Origin of the sequence: Rhodanobacter sp. MP1X3, from assembly GCF_014207165.1 — a bacterium.
Taxonomy (GTDB): Bacteria; Pseudomonadota; Gammaproteobacteria; order Xanthomonadales; family Rhodanobacteraceae; genus Rhodanobacter.
Map to the genome: position 1 here is coordinate 14,412 of NZ_JACHCO010000010.1, position 16,778 is coordinate 31,189.

Below are 16,778 nucleotides of genomic sequence, written 5' to 3' on the forward strand. Positions count from 1 at the left end.
ACAAGGGGAGTTGAATGGGCGAAAGCGATGGTGGATTTTCGGTAACACGACGGCAGCTGCTGCGCATGATCGGTATGACCGCGGGTAGCGCGGCGATGTATCAGGCGATGAGTGGTTTGGGTTTTGCGGCGGAGTCACCGTACAAGGAGCCACTGCAACTCGGTGGTGCGCCGAAGGGTTCGTCGGTGCTGATTCTGGGCGCTGGCATCGCCGGCATGGTGGCTGCGTACGAACTGCGCAAGGCCGGCTACAAGGTACAGGTGCTCGAGTACAACGCACGCGCCGGTGGCCGTAACTGGACTTTGCGCGGCGGCGACAGCTACACCGAGCTGGGCGGCGCCACCCAGAACTGCCAGTTCGACAAGGGCTTGTATATCAACCCCGGCCCCTGGCGCCTGCCGTACCACCACCACGGCATCCTTCATTATTGCAAGCAGCTGGGTGTGCCGCTGGAAGCGTTCGTGCAGGTCAACTACAACGCCTATCTGCACGCCAGTGATGCGTTCGGTGGCAAGCCGCAGCGGTTTCGCGCGGTCAGGGCTGACTATCATGGTCATGTCGCCGAGCTGCTGGCCAAGACCACGCAAACCAGCAAACTCGACGCATTGGTCAGCAAGGAAGATCAGGAAAAGCTGCTGCAATCGCTGCGCAGCTGGGGCGCGCTCGACAAGAACTACGCTTACGTCAAAGGTGAGCTGAGCAGTAACCGACGCGGCTATGACAAGGATCCTGGCGGTGGCTTGAGCGGCCATCCGATCCCTTCGACGCCGATGGCACTGAAGGACATTCTCGATTCAAAGTTGTGGGAAGGCTTGCCGGTTGGTGACAACTACGAGATGCAGACCACGCTGTTCCAGCCGGTGGGCGGCATGGGTGTAATCGGCCAGGCGTTTGCCCGCGAGCTGGGTTCGCTGATCCGCTACAACGCCAAGGTGATTGCCATCCAGCAGGACGAGCACGGTGTCACCGCGACCTACGAAGACACCACCACGCCGGGCACGAAACAGACGGTGAGTGCCGATTGGTGTGTGTGTACGCTGCCGCTGTCTATCCTCGGCCAGATTCCGATCAACGTGGGGCAGGCGATGGCCGAGGCGATTGCCGCCGTACCGTATGCCGCGGCGGTGAAGGTTGGCCTGCAGTTCAAGCGGCGCTTCTGGGAAGAGGATGATCAGATCTACGGCGGCATCAGCTACACCGATCAGGCGATCACCAATATCAGCTATCCCAGCACTGGCTATTTCAGCGGTGGCAAAGGCGTGCTGCTCGGCGCCTATATCTGGGGTCTGGACGCGATGGAGTTCACCGCGATGTCGCCCGAAGATCGCATCAAACGTGCGGTCGAGCAGGGTAGCCGGATCCATCCGCAGTATCCGAAAGAGTTCGACAACGGCATGGCCGTGGCCTGGCATCGTTCGCCATTTACCCTGGGTTGCTTCGGCCAATGGTCAGAGCAGGCCCGTGCCAAACACTACGACAACCTGTGCCAGTTCGACGGCCGCATCGTGCTGGCTGGCGAGCACGCGTCGTGCTTGCCGGCATGGCAAGAGGGTGCGGTGACTTCGGCGCTGGATGCAATCGGCCGACTGCACCAGCGCGCGGCAGCGGCAGGAGCGGCGACATGAAAATCATCAAGCCAATCAAAGCGAGATATGTCACAAGCCTTGCGCTGCTTCTGCTCGCTGGCCTCATCTGTCAGCCAGCCTGTGCCGACAGCGCCGGCATTCGCGACGAGGCGTTGCTCAAAACCACCGACGGTGGACAGATCTACGCGCAGATCTGCCAGGGTTGTCATATGCCCAAGGGACAGGGTGCGATCGGAGCGGGTCACTACCCGGCTTTCGCGCACAATCCGACCATGTCGTCAGCGCCCTATATGGCGCTGACGATTCTTGGCGGTCGCCGAAACATGCCGGCTTTTGCCTCCAGGGACCCGGGTGACAGCGAACAGGAGTCGTTTATCGCGCCCATCTGGCTCACCGACGCGCAAGTCGCCAGCGTGATCAACTACATCCGCACGCATTTCGGCAATGACTACAAGGACGCCATTACGGCGGATGAGGTCAAGGCACTGCATCCCGGATCAACGCGTTAGACACGATTACCTCCCACCTCACGAAGGACACGTCATGCCTCGTCTTGCTCGTACTCTCTTGCCCATGCTGTTGATGACGCTGCCGATGATTGCCAGTGCCAGCGATGTGACCCGTTACAAGCTGCCCAACAGCACGTTTCCCATCTCGGCCGCGGTCGAAGTGCCGGCCGGCAAGACCATGGTCTATCTCAGCGGGCAGATGGGGCAGATGCCCAAGGACGCCAATGCGTTGAAGGGGGCGCCAGTTTCGATGGGCGACACCAGAACGCAGACCATCTCGGCGCTGACCAATATCAAGAAACAGCTCGAAGGCATGCACTTGAGCATGGGCGATGTGGTGAAGATGCAGGTGTTTCTGGTAGCCGACAAGAGCAAGGGTGACAAGCTCGACTTCGCCGGATTCATGGACGGCTATACGCAATTCTTCGGCACCAAGGAGCAGCCCAACCTGCCGTCACGCTCGGCGGTCCAGGTGGCAGCACTGGTGGTTCCGGCCGCGCTGGTCGAGATTGAAGTCACTGCGGTACGGCCATAGTTGATCCGCCGGCGCGCTTGCAGCGGCGACGTTTCTGCCGAGCTGTGCGTTTCTAGTTTTTACAGCGCATCCGCATCCACTTCCTGGGTGCGGATGCGAACGACTTGTTCCAGTTCGGCAACGAAGATCTTGCCATCGCCGATCTTGCCGGTGCGGGCCGCGCCGGTGATTGCCTCGATCGCGTGATCGAGCCGGTCATCGGCCACGGCGACTTCGATCTTCAGCTTGGGCAGAAAATCGACGACGTACTCGGCGCCGCGATAGAGCTCGGTATGCCCATGTTGGCGACCGAAACCCTTCACTTCAGTCACGGTCATGCCCTGTACGCCAGCTTCGTTCAGCGCCTCGCGCACGTCGTCCAGCGTGAACGGTTTGATGATCGCCGTGATCCATTTCATATTGTCTTTCTCGCGCGGGAATGACTGCATTCAGCACGATGCATGCCATGGCGTTATGTGTGTTTGCACTCGTTGCAGCGCGGGTGTCATGCATCGATGTGAATGATGTCGCACTAAAGTCGTGCAAATTAGGCCGAGTTTTGCTCATGCATGGTGCGCCTCGGACTTGCATGAGACGGCTCACATTGACTCAAACGGGTTGAATCAGTACCATTTTAGTCCCGATTCAATATTCCCAGGCCAGACCACACCGATGTTACGTGTCAGCCGACTCACCGATTACGCCACCGTGGTGATGACGTGCATCGCCGCGCACCCGCATGACGTACTCAGCACGGGGCAGATCGCCGACGAGACGCGACTGGAATTGCCGACCGTAAGCAAGCTCCTGAAGGCGCTCGGGCATGCCACGCTGGTCGAGTCGTTCCGCGGCGTCAACGGCGGCTACCGGTTGGCGCGATCGGCGTCGGACATTTCGCTGGCGGAGATCGTCGAAGCGCTGGAAGGGCCGATCGGCATGACCGAGTGCAGCCTGGCCGATGGCCACTGCGATCGCGAAGCGCAATGCGGTGTGCGCGGCAGCTGGCAGCAGGTCAACAGTGTGCTGGACAATGCGCTGCGCGCTGTGAGCTTGGCCGACATGCTCAAAACGCGTCTGCCGGTTGCGAATGTTGATCATCGCAACCCTGACAATCATCCCGATAACCGGGCTGCGTCGAAAAAGATGCCGCCACGGCGGATAGCCGCTACAGCGGTCAATGACGCCGCCATCTCGTCAAAATCCGGCGAGATCACAACCGAATGAACGAGACCATGATCAGCGACAGCACCAGTACCGCGCTTCGCGACAACGCCGAAGTGGCGGAAGTGCTCGGCCGCAGCTATGCGGCCGGCTTCGTCACCGATATCGAGATGACCAGCCTGCCGCCGGGCCTGAGCGAGGACATCATCCGCCAGCTCTCCGCGATCAAGCGCGAGCCGGAGTGGATGACCAACTGGCGGCTCGATGCTTATCGCCACTGGCTCACCATGCCGACACCCGATTGGGCCAAGCTGAAGATCGAGCCGATCGATTACCAGGCGCTCAGCTATTACGCCGCGCCCAAGGCGGGTCTGAAGTCACTCGACGAAGTCGACCCGAAGTTGCTGGAAATGTACGAGAAGCTTGGCGTTCCGCTGCATGAGCGTGCCAAGTTGGCCGGCGTGGCGGTCGACGCCGTATTCGATTCCGTGTCGGTCGGCACTACCTTCCGCAAGGAACTGGCCGCGGCCGGTGTGATCTTCTGCTCGATGAGCGAAGCGATCCGCGAACATTCCGAGCTGGTGCAGCAATACCTTGGCAGCGTCGTGCCCACCGGCGACAATTTTTTCGCGGCGCTCAACTCGGCGGTTTTTTCCGACGGCAGCTTTGTCTTCATTCCCAAGGGCGTGCGCTGCCCGATGGAGCTGAGCACGTACTTCCGCATCAATGCGCAGAACACCGGACAGTTCGAGCGCACCCTGATCGTGGCCGAAGAAGGCAGCCACGTGTCGTATCTGGAAGGCTGCACCGCGCCGAAGCGCGACGAGAACCAGCTGCACGCGGCGGTGGTCGAGCTCGTGGCGCTGGAAAAGGCGCAGATCAAATACTCGACCGTGCAGAACTGGTATCCGGGTGACGAGAATGGCGTCGGCGGCATTTACAACTTCGTGACCAAGCGCGGTGACTGTCGCGGCGACGATTCGAAAATTTCCTGGACTCAGGTGGAAACCGGTTCGGCAGTGACGTGGAAATACCCGAGCTGCGTACTGCGCGGCGACCGCTCGGTCGGGGAGTTCTACTCGGTGGCGTTGACGCATCATCATCAACAGGCCGATACCGGTACCAAGATGATCCACATCGGCAAACACACCAAGTCGAAGATCGTCGCCAAGGGCATCAGCGCCGGGCGTAGTTCCAACAGTTATCGCGGCCTGGTGAAAATGGAGAAAGGTGCCGAGGGCGCACGTAACTACACCCAGTGCGACAGTCTGCTGATCGGCAAGAAGTGCGGTGCGCACACTTTTCCGTACATGGAAGTGAAAAACCCCACCGCCATCGTCGAGCACGAAGCGACTACCTCGAAAATTTCCGACGACCAGATGTTCTACTGCCGTGCCCGTGGCATCAGCGCGGAAGACGCCGTGTCGATGATCGTCGACGGCTTCTGCAAGCAGGTGTTTCGCGAGCTGCCGATGGAGTTTGCGGTCGAGGCGAAGAAGCTGCTGGAAGTGTCGCTGGAAGGAGCGGTCGGTTGATGAGCGCCGTCGCCGCCACCGAAAAGTCGCTGCTGCAGTTGCGGCCGGCTACCGTGCAGGATGTTGGCGAGATTCTCTCGCTGATCCGTGAGCTGGCCGACTACGAAAAGCTGCTGCACGAAGTCGATGCCAGCGAGGATGACCTGCGCCGTGACCTGTTCGGCGACAGGCCTCGCGCTCATTGCGACATCGCGATGTGGAACGGTGAGGTCGCCGGCATGGCGTTGTGGTTCTACAACTATTCCACTTTCCTCGGCCGCGCCGGCATCTATCTCGAAGACCTGTTCGTGCGGCCGGCGTTTCGCGGCCATGGCATCGGCAAGTCACTGATCGCGTATCTGGCGCAGCGTTGCATCGATGAAAATCTGTCACGGCTGCAGTGGTCGGTGCTGGACTGGAATGCGCCGTCCATCGCGTTCTACGAGTCGCTGGGCGCTGATGTGATGCGCGAGTGGCTTGCCTGCCGTATGAGCCGCAAGGCGATCGATGCGTTGGCAACGAGTTATGCGCCGGTCGAGGCGTCTCTGTGAGTTTCAAAACCATCGTGCATTCACTCATCAAAAGGATCGCGGCATGAAGTCGTCTTCAAGGATTTTGCTGTGTGTGCTGGCCGCCGCCAGCGTCGTCGGCTGCAGCGTACCGATCAAGCATAAATATCTCACCGCGCCGCAGATCAGCGGCACCGTGACGCGCGCGGGCAAACCAGTGGAAGGTATCCACATGCAGCTGGTCGATGTGTTGAACGCATCGGGCGAGCCGGCGCTCGGCGCCGTCACGCAGGAAGCGGTCACCGATGCGCAGGGCCATTTCACGCTGGGGCCGATGAAGCAGCTGGCGCGCAGAGTCGATAACCCGCTGTTCAAGGTGGATCAGCACACCGTGCCGTGGGGCCTGCGCATGTCGGAAGACGACCAGACCTGGCACGTCGGCTGGGTGTCCGACCCAGACATGTTGGGCGAGGTGCCCAAGACGGTCGTCACCGCACAGTGCGACCTGGCGGTCGACAGCAAGTCTAGCGTGATCGATGGCGATATCGCCATTGTCGGCGCGGGGCCTTGCAAGCTGAAAGTTGCGGTAGCTTCAAAGAAATGAGCGCGACACTGAGCCGTATCCAACTCAGCTTGCTTTGCGCCGCGCCGCTGTCGCTGAGTGCATGCGTGCCGTGGCCGCATCACGAGCTGAGCGCGCCCGAGATCATCGGCAGCATTGAGAACTCCGGCGCGCCGGTGGCCCATGTGCACATACAACTGAGCGACATGCTCGATGCGTCCGGCCATGTTGTAGCCAAGGCGAAGACCCTGGATGTTGTCGCTGATGCCAGAGGACATTTTCAGATAGGACCGATTCGCCGATTTGTATGGACGTCTCATGTCGGTGATCGGCCCGTGCCGTGGGGTTTGAGCTTTTCCACCGACGGTGAGCCGTTGCGCGCAGGCTGGCTGTCGGATCCTACGGAAAAGGGGTTTGTACTCGACGAGCCCGTCATCGCCATCTGTGATTTGAAATCATCGGCGGTGAGCAGTGGCATAGGTGGTTACCAACAATTGCAAGGCCATGGGGTTTGTTCCATGGCTGTCGTGGGATCAAAGTAATGAACATGCTGAAAATCGAAAACCTGCACGCCCGCGTCGAGGGCAAGGAAATTCTCAAGGGCCTCAACCTCACCGTCAACGCGGGCGAGGTGCACGCCATCATGGGGCCGAATGGTGCGGGCAAGTCGACACTGGGCAACGTGCTGTGCGGTCGCGAGGGTTATGAGGTGACGGCCGGCACGGTGATCTACAACGGCATCGACCTGCTCGCGCTCGATCCCGAAGCACGTGCTTCGGCTGGCGTGTTCCTGGCGTTCCAGTACCCGGTCGAGATTCCCGGCGTCAACAACACCTATTTCCTTCGTGCGGCCTTCAATGCGCAGCGCAAGGCGCGTGGTGAAAAAGGATTCGATTCCATGCAGTTCCTCAAGCTGGTGCGCGAGAAGCTGAAGGTGATGCAAATCTCCGACGAGCTGCTACATCGCGCCGTCAACGAAGGTTTCTCTGGTGGTGAAAAGAAGCGTAACGAGATATTCCAGATGGCCGTGCTCGAGCCCCAGCTGGCGATTCTCGATGAGACCGATTCCGGCCTCGATATCGATGCGCTGAAGCAGGTGGCGCAGGGCGTCAACACGCTGCGCTCTCCCGAGCGAGCGTTCCTGATGATTACTCATTACCAGCGCCTGCTCGATTACGTGGTGCCGGATTTTGTGCACGTGCTGGCTGATGGTCGCATCGTCGAGAGCGGCGACAAGTCGCTGGCGTTGAAGCTGGAAGAGCAGGGCTATGCCGGCATAGCCGAGCGTCACCCCGCCGGAGCATCGGCATGAATCAGCCGGCAACGCTGCCGCTGGTGAATGCCTTGCTGGACTCGCCGCTGCCATCCAGCGGTATTGACTGGCTGGACGCAGTGCGCGAGGAAAATCGCGAGGCGTTTGCTGCTGGCGGTCTGCCCGATACGCGACTGGAAGCGTGGAAATACACCACCTTGCGCGCACTTTCCCAGCGCCGCTTTGCCAACGGCGATGCCCATGCGCAGGCACGCGAAGTGGATGTCTCGACACTGGCATTGCCCGGCGTCGCCGGTCCGCGTCTGGTGTTCGTCAACGGCCGGTTTCGCGTTGATCTGTCGGCTATCGACACGCTGCCGGACGGGCTCACCTTGCAGCCGCTGTCGCAGGCGCTGCAGGGCGATGCCGAGCCGCTGCGCTTTGCGCTGTCGCGGTCGGCTTCGGTCAGACATGTCCGTGACGCCAGCGATGCCTTTGCGCGCATCAATGCCGCCAGCGCAAATGACGGCGTGGTGCTGCGGCTTGCTGCGAACCAGAAAATCACAGCGCCGGTCCAACTGGTGTTTATTGGCGCAGCCGCCGAATCGGACCTAGCCTGGCATGCACGCAACGTCATCGAACTCGGTGAACATGCCGAATTGAGCCTGGTCGAGCAGCACATCACTAGCGGCGAGCCGTCGTATCTGGCCACGCTGGTCAGCGATATCGAGCTGCGTGAAGGCGCGGTGCTGCATCATACGTTGCTGCAGAACACGGCGGTGACTGCCAGCCTGATTCGCCGCAGCAGCCTGCGCCTGCATGCGCGCTCGCATGCAACGCTGCATGTGCTGGAACTGGGTGGCGCCTTGGTGCGCCACGATCTGCAGGCGGAGCTGATCGGTGACGAAGCGCAGCTTGATACGCGCGGCGTATTCATGCCGCATGGCCGCCAGCATATCGATACCCAGCTGGCGATCCGCCATCAGGCGTTGAACACGCGCTCCAGCTCCAACTGGCGTGGTGTCGCCAGCGATCGCGCACGCGGTGTGTTTCGTGGTGCGATGGTGGTGGCGCCTGGCGCCGATGGCAGCGATGCCAGCCTCAGCAACAAGAATCTCTTGCTGTCACCAAGTGCGGAAATCGATACCAAGCCCGAACTGGAAATCTATGCCGACGAAGTGAAAGCCGCGCACGGTGCCACGGTCGGCCAGCTCGACGAGCGCGCGTTGTTCTACCTGCGCTCGCGCGGCATCCTGCTTGCCGATGCGCGCGCACTGCTGACCACCGCGTTCTGTCGCGCGGTGCTGGATGATCTGCCGAACGAGACGCTGCGCGAACATCTCTCTGAACTGCTGATCGCGCAGCTCCCGAACTGAAGCGAAGTCACCCCCATGAATGCCCAGCCAAAAACTCCCGCTACCTTCGACATCCAGCGCATCCGCGCGGATTTTCCGGTGCTCTCGCGTACCGTCCACGACGGCAAGCCGCTGGTGTATTTCGACAACGCCAACACCAGCCAGAAACCGGTGTCGGTGATCGAGGCGGTGAACCGGCACTACCGCGAAACCAACGCCAATGTGGCGCGCGCCGTGCATCAGCTGGGCGAGGAGTCGACGGCAGCATACGAAGGCGCACGTGACAAGCTGGCGCGTTTCATCAACGCTACCTCGCGCAACGAGCTGATCCTCACCTCGGGCACGACGCAGTCGATCAACCTGGTGGCTTATAGCTATGCGTTGCCGCAGTTGAAACCCGGCGATGCGATTCTCACCACGGTGATGGAGCATCACGCCAACATCGTGCCATGGCAGCTTGTCGCCGCGCGCAGCGGTGCCAAGGTCAAGGCTGCGCCGATCGATCAGCGCGGCGAGCTCATCGTCGAGCAGTTTGTCGCCATGCTGACACCGGAGGTGAAACTGGCTTGCGTGGCGCACGTGTCGAACGTGCTCGGCACGGTCAATCCGGTGCGCGAGATCGCACGCGAATGCAAAAAGCGCGGTATCCCGCTGCTGGTGGATGGTTCGCAGGCGGTGCCACATCGGCCGGTCGACGTGCAGGCGCTGGGCTGTGATTTCTATGCGCTCACCGGTCACAAGATGCTGGCGCCCACCGGCACCGGTGCGCTGTGGGCGAAGCGCGAGCATCTCGAAGCGATGCCGCCGTTCTTTGGCGGCGGTGAGATGATTCGCGAAGTCGGTTTCAACGGCACCACGTTTGCGCCACCGCCGCACAAGTTCGAGGCCGGCACACCCAATATCGCCGGTTTCGTCGGCCTGGGTGCGGCAATTGACTACTATGAGTCGATCGGTTTTGACGCGATCCACGCGCAGGAGCAGGACCTGCTGCATTACGCCACCGAGCGGTTGCGCGAGATTCCCGGCGTGCGCCTGTTCGGCGAGGCCAGGGAAAAAGAGGCCGTCATCTCGTTCCTGCTCGAGGGCGCACAGGCGACCGACCTGGCCACTTTGCTCGATCTGCAAGGTGTGGCCGTGCGCTCGGGGCATCACTGCGCGCATCCGCTGATGCAGTTCTTCAACGTGCCCGCCACGCTGCGCGTCTCGTTGGCGTTCTACAACACGCGCGAGGAAATCGATGTATTCATTGCTGCCTTGCTCAAGGTGCGCAAGCTGCTGATGTAGGTTGCCAACGAGGCGAAGGATTCCCGTGGTGATGCGCGGGCGCTACTCTCCTATAACTTGTCTCCACGCGATTGGCCTTCCATGTTCGCAAAGCTCCCTGGTTTTATCCGCGTGCCACTGGTGATGCTGTTGCTGGCACTCAACATCGTGGTGCATGTGACGCCGCTGTTTGTGCTCACGCTGTTCAAGGTGATCGTGCCGATTCGCGGCATTCGCCTCGCGCTGTCGCGCGGGCTTGTGCTGATCGCGGAGAGCTGGATTGCCGTCAATAGCGCCATGTTCGAATGGTTTACCAAGACGCGCTGGCAGCTCGAAGGGCTGAATAACCTGCGCTACGACGGTAATTACCTGGTGCTGTGCAATCACCAGAGTTGGGTCGATATTCCGGTACTGCAGAAAATCTTCAACCGCCGCATTCCGTTTCTGCGCTTTTTCCTCAAGAGCCAGCTGATCTGGGTGCCGCTGCTGGGTCCGGCATGGTGGGCGCTGGATTTTCCCTTCATGAAGCGCTACTCGAAGGAGACTCTGGCTGCACACCCCGAGCTGCAGGGCAAGGACATGGAGGCCACGCGTCGCGCCTGCGAAAAATTCCGGCACATGCCGGTGTCGGTGATGAACTTCGTCGAGGGCACGCGCTTTACACCGGCAAAGCACGACAAGCAGAAATCATCGTACGACTATTTGCTGCGGCCGAAAGCCGGCGGCGTCGCGTTTGTGCTGGATGCGATGGGCGATGCGCTGGATGCAATGCTCGACGTCACCATCGTTTATCCCAATGGCCCATATACGATGATGGACCTGATCGCTGGCCGCATCAGCGAGATTCGTGTGCACGTGCGCGAGTTGCCGATCACCGCTGACCTGCGCGGCGGCTACGAAACCGATGCAGCGTTCCGCGACAGTTTTCAGATGTGGGTCAACACGCTGTGGGCCGACAAGGACGCACAGATAGCGCGCATGCATCAGCTTTAAGCTGCCATTGGTGCTCATAAAAAAAAGTCGCCCCGACGTTCAACCGTCGGGGCGATTCGTTTTGCGCTGGATCATCACTTCGACAGTCAGTCGACTTCGTATGAGCGCTTCACCACGACGTGAACCGGACGACGGGTGAAGCCGAACAGGCCAGCCAGGAAGGCGATCACGCCACCGATAACCAGCAGAACCAACGCGCTCCATGCGGCCTTCGATACACCGCGGGCGGTGGCATCGGCGGCTTCGCGTGCCTTCTGCTCGGTCTCCTGTTTCAGCTGCTCGAATTTCGCCATCGCCTGTTGATAGGTCTGCGAGTAGTTGTCGACGATCTGCTGCGCTTCCTCGTGCGACTTGCCAGTACGTGCGGCGACGATATTGACCAGTGCATCCTTGTCGGCAGCATTCAGCGCCGGCTGGCCTTCCTGCTTCACACGGGCAAACCAGTCGCTTAACTGCTGATCGGTCTGCTGTGGGGTGCCGGCCGTCTGCTGCGCGGTTTGCTTGCCATCGTTGGTGGCCTGCTGTGCGTTGGCCTTCAGGTTGGATGGGTCCAGTTCCGGCTTGTCGGTCTGGCGCAGCAGGGTGTCGAGCTGATTCTGCAGATCACTGGTATCGAAGCTGATGCCGTTCTTCTGCAGCTCGTCCTTGACGCCCGAGGCGATGTGCGGCGCTGCGGCGGCCACGCCGTCACCGGCCAGTGACAAGCCCTTGCCGACCACGCCAGCTGCGGCACCAGCCACGCCGGAGGCCAGCGATGCCAGCAGATAGGTCGTGACCAGCGTGGTCACCGACCAGGTCAGTACGCCATGCAGGCCGCCCTGGCCCGGTGCGGAACGACCGGCGACGAAGGCGCCAACCAGAATGGCGATGATGGTAGTGATGCCCAGCCAGATGCCGGTGCCGGCGCCAAAGCCGTTCAACGGATTGGCATCGCGCAAGGGATCGATGGCGCCTGCACCGATGGCCGTGCCGAGCACGCTCAGCACCAGATAAGTCACCAGGGAGAGGAAGCAGCCGGCAAAGATCGCACCCCAGGAAATGCGGGGTTGCTGTTCGGGGTTAACGTAAGTGGTCATGCTGGGGCCTCGTGATCGTCAATGATGGGAAAAGGTCGAGTGTTGTTGAAGTGGTCGCTGCAGCCATACGCAGGTGGGGCCAGCAGGCACCAGTCGATGCGATCGGTTGACTGGGGTGCGCAGTCTGCACGGGGGCTTTGCACCAGTCGCCCTGCATATGCACCAGTGCGGCTAGTGCAATCGACTCAGGCCATTACGGCGCTGGACTATGATCCTTGGTGCTTTCGTACTGGTCGTTCGGGCTGACTGGATTAGTCAATCCGCCACACACTCTGACGCCCCACGATCGAAGGGAGTCTCCTTTCGGGATTCCCGTTCCTCACTTCTGTCCTGAGTTCCCATCGATGATTGACCAGGTTCTACGCACCCAAACCGACCGCCGCCAGCTGCAGCAGATCATCACTGGCCTCAGCGATGGTGTAATCCTGATCGAGCCCGACCAGACGATCATGTGGGCCAACCAGGCCGCGCTGGACATGCATGGCATCTCGGATATTGCGGCACTCGGTACGACGGTCACCGAATACCGCGAGCGCTTTCAGCTGCGCTATCGCAATAATCATCGTCTGGCTGCCGGCAACTATCCGATCGATCGCGTGATTGCGGGCGAGTCGTTCACCGATGTGGTGGTGGAGGTCATGCCGACGGCCGACGAGGAAGCACGTTGGGTGCATCGTGTGCGCAGCCTGGTGCTGACCGACGCCGATGGCGAACCGGATTGCCTGGTGCTGATCATCGCCGACGCCACCGACTGGGCCAGCGCCGAGCAGCGCTTCGAGAAAACCTTCAATGCCAATCCCGCGCCGGCAGTGATTTGTCGCCTCAGTGACCTGCGCTATATCAAGGTCAATCAGGGCTTCATGGAAATGACGGGTTACACGCGCGAGCAGGTGATCGGTCATTCGGTGTACGAGCTCGACGTGCTGGAGCGCGCCGAGAACAAGGAGCTGGCGATCGAGCGACTCGGCGAGGGCGCCACCATTCCGCAGATGCAGGCGGAGCTGAAGCTGCCCGACGGGGGCACCAAGTTCGTCATCGTCGCCGGTCAGCCGATCGAGGTCGGTGACGAAGCGTGCATGCTGTTTTCCTTCATGGATCTTGAGCCGCGCCGCAAAGCGGAGGATGCACTGCGCCAGAGCGAAGAGCGCTTTGCCAAGGCATTTCGCATGACACCGGTATCTACGCTTGTGTGCAGCTCCGATCGCTTCCACGTGATCGAGGTCAACGAGGCTTTTGTCGCCACCACCGGTTACGCGTCGGAAGATGTGCTGGGTAAATCGATCGCCGAGATCGGCCTGCTCGACGATCGTCATGCCAACGCACAGCTCGGCAAGCTGCTGGAGACCGTAGGCAGTCTGCACAACACCGAATTCCAGATCCGCAAGAAGACCGGCGACCTGCTCGATTGCCTGGTATCCGCCGAAACCGTCAGCATCCACGGCACCACCTGCTATCTGCTGGTGCTGCTGGACATCACCGATCGCAAGCGCAGTGAAATGGAACTGGTCAGCGCGATCGAGACGGTGATGAAAGATGCCTCGTGGTTCAGTCAGACATTGATCGAAAAAATGGCCAACGTGCGCCGCGCCAATGCGCCGGATGACGTCTCGGGTGCGGAGCTGGCCGACCTCACCGCGCGCGAGCGCGACACGCTGGGCCTGATGTGCGAAGGCCTGGCCGACAAGGAGATTGCTGCGCGATTGGGTTTGGCGCCCAACACCGTTCGCAATCATGTGGCGGCGCTGTACTCCAAACTCGATCTGCACAGTCGCAGCGAGGCCATCGTGTGGGCGCGCAAGCGCGGCGTGTTCGGCCATTCCGCCGATCGTGCCACGGTGCGGAAAAAGCCGCGCCGCACTCGTTGAAGCCGGAGTCTTAATCGCTGCTGTCCATTGCCGCAAATGCACTAGTTCAACTGGTTCAAATGGTGCTTCTTCCTTCACATCGAATCCCGCATTCTGGTCACCAGCCCGGCAGGCCCAACGCCTTCCGGCATCCATTCGACCATGATGATGAGGAGATAACGATGGACAAGAATCGTATCGACGGCACCGCCAAGCAGGTCAAGGGCTCGGTCAAGGAAGCCATCGGCAAGCTGACCGGCGACAAGAAAGCCCAGTTGGAAGGTGCTGCCGAAAAGCAGATTGGCAAGGCCCAGGCCAAAGCCGGCGAAGCGGCTGACAAAGTGCGCGACTCGCTGAAGAAATAAATTGCCGACTCTTCAATCCAGCAGCACGCAGCGACCGATCATCGGCGCTGCGTCGCTCTTTTCAATAACCATCCAACGCAATTACCGCAGGAAATAAAGTCATGGACAACAATGAAGTCGAAGGCACCATCCGCAACGTCGCTGGCAAGATCGAAGATGCTGCTGGTGCGCTTACCGGTGATGCCGAGCATCAGATCAAGGGCAAGGCCCGCCAGGTTGCCGGCACTGCCCAAGCCAAGGCTGGCGAAGTACTCGATGATGTGCGTGAGTTTGCCGCCGCGAAGCCGGTTGGCGCCGTGCTGATTGCCGCTGGTGTCGCATTTGCCCTTGGTATGCTGTTCGCACGCCGCGACTGACAGGAATTGACAGTTTTCTATCGTGGAAACAGTCAACCCAAGACGGTCAATCCAAAAATAAAGTCGGAGGATTCATCCTTCGACTTTATTTTTTTATCGCACCCAGATCACTATGCAAAGCCAGCGGCTACCGGTTGATGGCGATGCGCATCAACTTCTGAGCTTGTAACCGGTGCGAAAAATCCACCACACCACGATCAGGCACAGCGCCATGAAACCAAGCGTCGCGCCCAGGCTCACCGCAACGTTGACGTCGGCCACGCCGTAGAAACTCCAGCGGAAACCGCTGATCAGGTACACCACCGGATTGAATAGGGTGAACTTCTGCCACAGCGGCGGCAGCATGCTGATCGAGTAGAACGCTCCACCCAGAAACGTCAGCGGGGTCACCACCATCAGCGGGATCACCTGCAGTTTCTGAAAGTCGTCCGCCCACAGGCCGATGATGAAACCGAACAGGCTGAAGGTGATCGCGGTAAGCAGCAAAAAGCCGACCATCCAGACCGGATGAGCGATCTCGTAGGGTACGAACAGCCGCGCAGTGACCAGGATCAGGATGCCGAGCAACACCGACTTGGTCGTCGCCGCACCCACATAACCGAGCACGACTTCGAAGTAAGACACGGGCGCGGACAGCAGCTCGTAGATCGTGCCCGACCACTTCGGCAGATAGATACCGAATGAGGCGTTGGAGATGCTCTCGTTGAGCAGCGACAGCATGATCAGGCCAGGAATGATGAAGGCGCCGTAGCTCACGCCACCGATGTGTCCCATGCGCGAACCGATCGCCGTGCCGAACACCACGAAATACAGCGACGTGGAAATCACTGGTGAGGCGATGCTCTGCATGAGTGTGCGAAAGGTGCGTGCCATTTCGAAACGGTAGATCGCGCGGACGGCATGGATATTCATGTGCGCGCCTCCACCGGGCCGGTTCGCTTCTCGGTGTGCACCAGGCTGACGAAAATCTCCTCCAGCGAACTCTCGCTGGAATGCAGATCCTTGAAGTCGATACCCAGCTCGCCGAGCTTGCGCAGCAGCGGCGCGATGCCGGTCTGCTCGCCTTGCGTGTCGAAGGTGTATGTGAGGGAGCAGCCGTTCTCGCTCAGTTCCAGCGGCAGGCCGGCCAGCGCTTCGGGTATCTGTTCCAATGGACTTTGCAACTGCAGCGTGAGCTGTTTCTTGCCGAGCTTGCGCATCAGTACGTCCTTGTCTTCGATCAGCACCAGCTCGCCCTTGTTGATCACGCCGATGCGGTCAGCCATCTCCTCGGCCTCCTCGATGTAATGCGTGGTCAGGATAATGGTGACGCCGCTCTCGCGCAGTGCGCGCACCATCTCCCACATGTCATGGCGCAGCTCCACATCGACACCGGCGGTCGGTTCATCGAGAAAGAGAATCTGCGGCTCATGTGCCAGCGCCTTGGCGATCAGCACGCGGCGCTTCATGCCACCGGACAGCGCCGCGATCTTGCTGTCCTTCTTGTCCCACAGCGATAGGTCGCGCAGCACCTTTTCGATATGCGCGGGGTTGGCCGCCTTGCCGAACAGGCCGCGGCTGAAGCTGACCGTGGACCACACCGACTCGAACGCGTCGGTGGACAGCTCCTGCGGCACCAGGCCGATCTGCGCGCGTGCGGCGCGATAATCACGGACGATGTCATGGCCATTCGCCAGCACGGTACCACTGGTCGGTTTGACGATGCCGCAGATGATGCTGATCAGAGTGGTCTTGCCCGCGCCGTTGGGGCCGAGCAGGGCGAGAATCTCACCGCGGCGGATATCCAGGTCGATGTGTTTCAGTGCCACGTGGCCGGAGGCGTAAACCTTGCCGAGTCCGCGGATGCTCACGATCGAGGGTGATGCCTCTGCCGGCGTGATCGAACGTGCTGGGTTGTGCATGGCGTCTCCATAGGCTGA

The 16,778-nt window shown here is 60.6% G+C and carries 19 protein-coding genes; 15 read left to right on the top strand and 4 right to left on the bottom strand.

Annotation, left to right across the window (positions count from 1 at the left end):
- Positions 1-14: 14 nt before the first annotated feature.
- Genes HDE79_RS20425 through HDE79_RS20435 form a run of 3 tightly spaced genes read left to right on the top strand, consistent with a single transcriptional unit; the run spans position 15 to position 2,630 of the window.
- Positions 15-1,625: a flavin monoamine oxidase family protein gene (locus tag HDE79_RS20425; RefSeq protein WP_184604873.1), complete on the top strand. Its 1,611-nt coding sequence runs from the start codon at positions 15-17 to the stop codon at positions 1,623-1,625.
- A complete protein-coding gene (locus HDE79_RS20430; RefSeq protein WP_184604875.1) occupies positions 1,622-2,095 on the top strand; it encodes a cytochrome c in 474 nt (157 codons plus the stop codon). Before HDE79_RS20425 ends, HDE79_RS20430 begins: the two co-directional genes overlap by 4 nt.
- 34 nt (positions 2,096-2,129) lie before the next feature.
- Positions 2,130-2,630, top strand: coding sequence for a RidA family protein (locus HDE79_RS20435; protein ID WP_184604877.1), 501 nt, complete (start codon positions 2,130-2,132; stop codon positions 2,628-2,630).
- 59 nt (positions 2,631-2,689) lie between these two features.
- Here the strand turns inward: HDE79_RS20435 and HDE79_RS20440 are convergent, their stop codons facing one another.
- The gene (locus HDE79_RS20440) at positions 2,690-3,028 is read right to left on the bottom strand and encodes a P-II family nitrogen regulator (RefSeq protein WP_184604879.1); all 339 of its coding nucleotides are present in this window, start codon (positions 3,026-3,028) and stop codon (positions 2,690-2,692) included.
- A gap of 253 nt (positions 3,029-3,281) precedes the next feature.
- Between HDE79_RS20440 and HDE79_RS20445 the strand changes: the two genes are divergently transcribed.
- The 9 genes from HDE79_RS20445 to HDE79_RS20485 all read left to right on the top strand — a co-directional run bounded on the left by HDE79_RS20445 (position 3,282) and on the right by HDE79_RS20485 (position 11,218).
- Complete coding sequence (locus HDE79_RS20445; RefSeq protein WP_184604881.1) at positions 3,282-3,833, top strand: SUF system Fe-S cluster assembly regulator; 552 nt, start codon at positions 3,282-3,284, stop codon at positions 3,831-3,833.
- An 8-nt stretch (positions 3,834-3,841) separates the two neighbouring features.
- Positions 3,842-5,305: a Fe-S cluster assembly protein SufB gene (gene sufB, locus HDE79_RS20450; RefSeq protein WP_184605068.1), complete on the top strand. Its 1,464-nt coding sequence runs from the start codon at positions 3,842-3,844 to the stop codon at positions 5,303-5,305.
- The gene (locus HDE79_RS20455) at positions 5,305-5,835 is read left to right on the top strand and encodes a GNAT family N-acetyltransferase (RefSeq protein ID WP_184604882.1); all 531 of its coding nucleotides are present in this window, start codon (positions 5,305-5,307) and stop codon (positions 5,833-5,835) included. The genes sufB and HDE79_RS20455 overlap by 1 nt, the downstream gene beginning before the upstream one ends.
- Positions 5,836-5,878: 43 nt before the next feature.
- The gene (locus tag HDE79_RS20460) at positions 5,879-6,397 is read left to right on the top strand and encodes a hypothetical protein (RefSeq protein WP_184604884.1); all 519 of its coding nucleotides are present in this window, start codon (positions 5,879-5,881) and stop codon (positions 6,395-6,397) included.
- Positions 6,394-6,897, top strand: coding sequence for a hypothetical protein (locus HDE79_RS20465; protein ID WP_184604886.1), 504 nt, complete (start codon positions 6,394-6,396; stop codon positions 6,895-6,897). The genes HDE79_RS20460 and HDE79_RS20465 overlap by 4 nt, the downstream gene beginning before the upstream one ends.
- Before the next feature lie 5 nt (positions 6,898-6,902).
- Positions 6,903-7,667, top strand: a complete 765-nt coding sequence (sufC, locus tag HDE79_RS20470; protein ID WP_184605070.1) for a Fe-S cluster assembly ATPase SufC — start codon at positions 6,903-6,905, stop codon at positions 7,665-7,667.
- Positions 7,664-8,983 (top strand): Fe-S cluster assembly protein SufD, encoded by a 1,320-nt coding sequence (gene sufD / locus HDE79_RS20475; protein ID WP_184604887.1) that lies wholly within the window; start codon positions 7,664-7,666, stop codon positions 8,981-8,983. Before sufC ends, sufD begins: the two co-directional genes overlap by 4 nt.
- Before the next feature lie 15 nt (positions 8,984-8,998).
- Complete coding sequence (locus HDE79_RS20480) at positions 8,999-10,246, top strand: cysteine desulfurase (protein WP_184604889.1); 1,248 nt, start codon at positions 8,999-9,001, stop codon at positions 10,244-10,246.
- Positions 10,247-10,327: 81 nt separating this feature from the next.
- On the top strand, positions 10,328-11,218 hold the full coding sequence (locus tag HDE79_RS20485; protein WP_184604890.1) for an acyltransferase: 891 nt from the start codon (positions 10,328-10,330) through the stop codon (positions 11,216-11,218).
- Between the two features lie 86 nt (positions 11,219-11,304).
- Here the strand turns inward: HDE79_RS20485 and HDE79_RS20490 are convergent, their stop codons facing one another.
- Positions 11,305-12,294, bottom strand: coding sequence for a hypothetical protein (locus HDE79_RS20490; protein ID WP_184604892.1), 990 nt, complete (start codon positions 12,292-12,294; stop codon positions 11,305-11,307).
- Between the two features lie 344 nt (positions 12,295-12,638).
- Between HDE79_RS20490 and HDE79_RS20495 the strand changes: the two genes are divergently transcribed.
- The 3 genes from HDE79_RS20495 (at position 12,639) to HDE79_RS20505 (ending at position 14,859) form a co-directional block, all read left to right on the top strand.
- On the top strand, positions 12,639-14,159 hold the full coding sequence (locus HDE79_RS20495; RefSeq protein ID WP_184604894.1) for a helix-turn-helix transcriptional regulator: 1,521 nt from the start codon (positions 12,639-12,641) through the stop codon (positions 14,157-14,159).
- Between the two features lie 161 nt (positions 14,160-14,320).
- Positions 14,321-14,503, top strand: a complete 183-nt coding sequence (locus HDE79_RS20500; RefSeq protein WP_184604895.1) for a CsbD family protein — start codon at positions 14,321-14,323, stop codon at positions 14,501-14,503.
- 101 nt (positions 14,504-14,604) lie between these two features.
- Positions 14,605-14,859, top strand: coding sequence for a CsbD family protein (locus tag HDE79_RS20505; protein ID WP_184604897.1), 255 nt, complete (start codon positions 14,605-14,607; stop codon positions 14,857-14,859).
- Positions 14,860-15,009: 150 nt separating this feature from the next.
- Here the strand turns inward: HDE79_RS20505 and HDE79_RS20510 are convergent, their stop codons facing one another.
- Positions 15,010-15,771: an ABC transporter permease gene (locus HDE79_RS20510; RefSeq protein WP_184604899.1), complete on the bottom strand. Its 762-nt coding sequence runs from the start codon at positions 15,769-15,771 to the stop codon at positions 15,010-15,012.
- Complete coding sequence (locus HDE79_RS20515) at positions 15,768-16,760, bottom strand: ABC transporter ATP-binding protein (RefSeq protein ID WP_184604901.1); 993 nt, start codon at positions 16,758-16,760, stop codon at positions 15,768-15,770. The genes HDE79_RS20510 and HDE79_RS20515 overlap by 4 nt, the downstream gene beginning before the upstream one ends.
- Between the last annotated feature and the right edge of the window lie 18 nt (positions 16,761-16,778).